General features: G+C 57.4%; 3 protein-coding genes. 1 reads left to right on the forward strand and 2 read right to left on the reverse strand.

Going from position 1 to position 2149, the window contains the following annotated elements; genetic code table 11:
• Positions 1-1187 (reverse strand): IS3 family transposase (locus ACPUER_RS36395; protein ID WP_425133536.1); only part of this gene is annotated, 1187 nt, incomplete at its 3' end.
• 144 nt (positions 1188-1331) lie between these two features.
• Here ACPUER_RS36395 and ACPUER_RS36400 point away from each other — a divergent pair.
• Complete coding sequence (locus tag ACPUER_RS36400) at positions 1332-1592, forward strand: DUF6500 family protein (protein WP_425133537.1); 261 nt, start codon at positions 1332-1334, stop codon at positions 1590-1592.
• Positions 1593-1763: 171 nt separating this feature from the next.
• Here the strand turns inward: ACPUER_RS36400 and ACPUER_RS36405 are convergent.
• The coding region (locus ACPUER_RS36405; RefSeq protein ID WP_425133538.1) for a hypothetical protein at positions 1764-2149 on the reverse strand (386 nt) is incomplete at its 5' end.

Genomic DNA, 2149 nt, shown 5'->3' on the forward strand with positions numbered 1-2149 from the left:
ACGCTGCCTGCGATCAAATCGGCAGCATGATTGCCTCGGACATTCCACTTAAAAATATCGAAAACCTGTCCGAACGAGCGAGACCACCTGTAATGACGACTGCGGTTGTAAAACACATCAATGTATTCGAACAGATCGGCCTTCGCGTCCTGATGCGTGCGGTAGCGCGTGGCGTGAACCCGTTCGTTTTTCAAGCTGTTGAAGAAGCTTTCCGTCGGGGCATTGTCCCAACAATTTCCTTTGCGACTCATCGAGCAGCGCATGCCATAGGCGGCCAGCTTGCGCTGGAACTCATGACTCGCGTACTGGCTGCCCCTGTCCGAATGGCACAGCGCGCCGGGCGCAGGGCGGCGGCGGAACCAGGCCATCGTCAGTGCGTCCGTCACGAGATCCGCCGTCATGCGTGGCTTGATCGACCAGCCCACCACTTCCCGGTTGAACAGGTCGAGCACTACGGCCAGGTACAACCAACCCTCGTCGGTCCAGATATACGTGATGTCCGAGCTGAACACCTGATTCGGCGCGGCGGGCGTGAACTCGCGATTCAACAGATTTGGCGCGACCGGCAGCTTGTGCTTCGAATCGGTCGTGACACAATAGCGGCACCTGTGCCGGGCCCGGATACCGTTCTCACGCATCAGTCGTTCCACGCGGTCCTTGCTGGCTGGAAAGCCGCGATCACGAATTTCCTCCGTCATGCGAGGCGAACTGTAAGCTCCCTTGACCTCGGCATGTACCGTCCGGATCAGTGTCAGCAACTGCGTGTCCGTCAGTCGCGTTCGTCCCGGCTTGCCGCCGCGCTTCCACGCACGATAACCGTTCACACTGACCGACAGCACCCAGCACAGCGAGGACAACGGATATTGCCCGACCTGCCGGTCGATCCAGGCATACCTCACAGCAGGTCCTTCGCGAAGTATGCTGCCGCTTTTTGCGCTCTCAAGCTCCATTTGCAGGCGCTTGTTCTCCGCTCGCAGACGCGACAGTTCCATCTGCTCCGGCGTGACTGGCTTCGCTCCGGCTCCACTCAGCTTGCCCGACGCCTCGGCCTTCACCCAGTTGCGAAGCGTCTGCTCCGACATGCCCAGTTCCCGGGCCACTACGGCCAAGCCCTGGCCTCCCTTCACCCGCTGGACGGCGGCCACCTTGAACTCCGCCGTATACGCTTGTTTCGGTACTTTAAACATCCCTGATTCCTTCCTTTCCGTCGAGTTTATACACGACCGGTTGGAAGGCGAAGGCGAAGTTTCAGGGGAAGCTCATGCGGTTCGCCGAAGTTAACAAACTTCAATCCCGTTTAACAGCAACACTTAACAACCATGGAATGGATCATGGCGGACGATAAAAAATCGCTCATAAGGTCGGCTTTGCAACAAAAGATATTGGAAGTGTGCGATCGAAAGATTGCGGAAAAAGGTCCCAAGGTTGGCCTCTCTTTCTACGCTTTCTTTGCCAACAAGAACGATGACCCGGAGCTTCTGATGGAAGCAGCCGAATGGTGGATCAAAACCCACCAGTTCGATCATTTCGAGAAGGCGACGAAAGTCCGAGCCGCGGCTGTTGCGTTGTCTACTTGTGCCGCTCGCGATTGATGGCCCTGGCGCGCCCGTAATGAGCGAAAACTGAGCCTGGGGCCGGCGTTGTTGCATAAATCAGGCACAAGGACGAAGTGATGCCTTTGTGGGCTTTGTTCGGAAGGGGTAGTTGCGCGGCAGCGTGAGGTCGAGTAGAAAGGGCCATTGATCTATCCGCCTCGTGAACGTTCAGTGGCATACAAAGCCAGCCTGAAATCCGGTGCGCCGCGCAAACGCCCGAAACCGACGTATCGGGTCGCAAACGCCCGCGCCTACAATCAGAGCTTGAAGCGGCGAGGCCAGCTCAGCCTGTACTGCCCGCACGGCGATCTGAAGGCGCTGTTCATCAATGCCCGGCCGTATGTGCGGGGTGTGTCTGGGCGTACCCACAGGTGGTCTCGCTCGTTCGGACAGGTTTTCGATATTTTTAAGTGTGCGATTCACAGACATCGTTTCACTTTCTTGAATGCCGTTTTCTTGGCGTGCTTGAGTTCGTGGCTCCGGTAGGAGACTCGAGTTCAAGCGCGCGCCGATGATGTTCGGCAAGGGTCTTGTCAACTCGCCATTCGCGATGC

The organism is Burkholderia sp. DN3021 (assembly GCF_049805555.1).
Classification (GTDB): Bacteria; Pseudomonadota; Gammaproteobacteria; order Burkholderiales; family Burkholderiaceae; genus Burkholderia; species Burkholderia pyrrocinia_C.

What these genes read in the sequence shown, in the direction of transcription:
- ACPUER_RS36400 (WP_425133537.1), top strand. Translation starts at nt 1,332, where the DNA reads ATGGCGGACGATAAAAAATCGCTCATAAGGTCGGCTTTGCAACAAAAG.